This window comes from Phormidium sp. CCY1219, from assembly GCF_055795085.1.
Window position 1 is genome coordinate 1 of the sequence record NZ_JAYFEQ010000824.1, and the last position, 2,174, is coordinate 2,174.

The following is a 2,174-nucleotide window of genomic DNA, read 5'->3' on the forward strand; positions in this document are numbered from 1 at the left end:
GACCGCAAGCTGACATGCCGGCGATCGCTCGTTTTCCTTCCGGGGTTGAATGATTTTGAGGCACCTCTCGAACAGTTAGGGCACCCACCGCGATCGCCTTCTTCTGCGGGGTCTAGAGGTCCGGTGGTGAAGACGATTCGCGAGTCAACCCCTGCCAAATACACCACCGATGCCCGGTTCCCCAATCGACTGTAAAGACTTATCACGCGGGCTTGCTTTGAACAAATCCATGTAGGGCAATCCACCGCGCGCGAAAGGGCAAATAACCTAAAAGCACGCAAGCCAATTTTGTGGTAAGGTGAAAAATTGACCCGTAAGCGAATCAAATCGCTTTACCACCCTATTTCCTGCGATCGAAATGCCACAAGCAACCCCAATCGAACCCTTATCGCGTCAGAAACAATTTCCCTTGACCACTGTAGGCGCACTGGTTGCAAATTCCAGTGGGCGCGTGTTAATTGTCAAAACCACAAAATGGAAGGGAACCTGGGGAGTACCGGGGGGGAAAGTCGAGTGGGGGGAAAGCCTAGAAACCGCACTGAAAAGAGAATTTCGAGAAGAAGTGGGGTTAGAGTTGAGCCACATCCGCTTCGGGTTGCTGCAAGAAGCGGTGCGAGACCCGCAGTTTTTGTATGAAGCCCATTTTATCATGGTGAATTATTATGCCTTTTCAGAGAAAGAGGCGATCGCGCCCAACGAAGAAATTGTCGAGTGGGCATGGGTGAGTCCGGAAGCGGCTTTAGACTATCCTCTCAATACCTACACCCGGGTATTAGTTGAGGACTATATTCACAGGGAAATTAACGATTTGAATGACAATCTAGGGGGCAATAACCATGTTTAAAAAAGCGTTAGTCACCGGATCGGCAGTGGGAATTGGGAAGGCGATCGCGCTGGATTTGGCCAGTAAAGGATTTGATGTAGCCTTTCACTACAACAGAAGTGCCGAAGCGGCCAAAAAAGCCAGTCAAGAAGCAGCGAAGTGGGGAGTAAAATCCGTTGCCCTACAAGCCGATATTACCCAACCCGAAGCGGCGCAATTGCTAGTGGAAAATGCAGCCAAAGAACTCGGCGGCTTATCAGTAGTTGTCAATAATGTGGGTAACTATTTGGAAAAGGCGATCGGGCAAACTTCTATAAAAGAGTGGCATGAGATGCTCGATTCCAATCTCAATGCCACATTTTACGTGACTCAAACGGCAATTCCTTACCTAAAAGAAGCCGGTTGGGGACGGATCGTCAACTTTGCATTTGCCAGTGCCCAACATTCGATTGCAGATGACGAACAGTCAGCCTATCGAATTGCGAAAACCGGGATTATTGTTTATACGAAGTCTCTGGCGAAAGAGTTAGCGAAACACAACATTACCGCCAATGTGGTTTCGCCAGGAGTGGCAGAAAATTCCGTGGGCTTAGAGGAAACGATTCCCCTCTTGCCAACCCAAAGACCGGCCACCTTAGAAGAACTCAGCAATGCGGTGGGTTTCTTTATCAATCCGCAATCCGATTACATCACCGGACAAGTTTTGGAAGTTGCCGGGGGCTGGAGGTTGTAGTTTTGCCGAAACTGCCGAAATAGGTGTAGAATAGAAAGACTGGAAAATTGTGGTTTGAAGTGAAATTACTATTTTGGAGGATAAGAGATTCAAAATGCTGACCCTGGAAGATATCTACGAAATCTACGCCAAACATAAAGAAGACTACAATGTACGAGTAGTAGAATTTGCCATAGGCCATAAACAATTTAACTTTAATTCAAAAACAGCCTTGATGGGCGTGATGAATCTTTCTACGGATTCTTGGTGGAAAGACTCGATTTGTTATAACCCAGAACAAGCGATTCGTCGCGGCAAGGTTTTAACAGCTCAAGGGGCGGACATCGTGGATATCGGAGTAGAAGCGAGTTCCCCAAATACACAAAGATCCGATGAATCCCAACAAAATAATCTACTGGAACCTATTCTGGAGACATTAAGCAACGAAGGGGTGGTAACCTCTATCGAAACTTATTACCCGGAAGTAGCCCGAGACTGTCTCAAGATGGGAGCGAATGTTATCAACTTTACTGGCAGGGAAAATAGCGAAGAAATGTATCGAGTCAGCACCCCGCTCTGAAGTAGCGGGGCTTCGTGCCTCGTTAATTTAGGTAGCTGACCCGCCTAAGTGCCTCACGC

General features: G+C 47.7%; 4 protein-coding genes. All 4 read left to right on the top strand.

Annotation, left to right across the window (positions count from 1 at the left end; genetic code table 11):
- Positions 1-195 (top strand): hypothetical protein (locus AC0QH1_RS25820; RefSeq protein ID WP_324634313.1); only part of this gene is annotated, 195 nt, incomplete at its 5' end.
- A 163-nt stretch (positions 196-358) separates the two neighbouring features.
- Positions 359-844, top strand: coding sequence for an NUDIX domain-containing protein (locus tag AC0QH1_RS25825; RefSeq protein WP_324634314.1), 486 nt, complete (start codon positions 359-361; stop codon positions 842-844).
- On the top strand, positions 837-1,556 hold the full coding sequence (gene tmpR / locus AC0QH1_RS25830; RefSeq protein ID WP_324634315.1) for a bifunctional dihydropteridine reductase/dihydrofolate reductase TmpR: 720 nt from the start codon (positions 837-839) through the stop codon (positions 1,554-1,556). Before AC0QH1_RS25825 ends, tmpR begins: the two co-directional genes overlap by 8 nt.
- A 94-nt stretch (positions 1,557-1,650) precedes the next feature.
- Positions 1,651-2,115 carry a dihydropteroate synthase gene (locus AC0QH1_RS25835; RefSeq protein ID WP_324634316.1) on the top strand — a complete coding sequence of 155 codons (465 nt, stop codon included), beginning with the start codon at positions 1,651-1,653 and terminating at the stop codon, positions 2,113-2,115.
- The last annotated feature ends 59 nt before the right edge of the window (positions 2,116-2,174 follow it).

What these genes read in the sequence shown, in the direction of transcription:
- AC0QH1_RS25825 (WP_324634314.1), top strand. Translation starts at nt 359, where the DNA reads ATGCCACAAGCAACCCCAATCGAACCCTTATCGCGTCAGAAACAATTT.
- tmpR (WP_324634315.1), top strand. Translation starts at nt 837, where the DNA reads ATGTTTAAAAAAGCGTTAGTCACCGGATCGGCAGTGGGAATTGGGAAG.
- AC0QH1_RS25835 (WP_324634316.1), top strand. Translation starts at nt 1,651, where the DNA reads ATGCTGACCCTGGAAGATATCTACGAAATCTACGCCAAACATAAAGAA.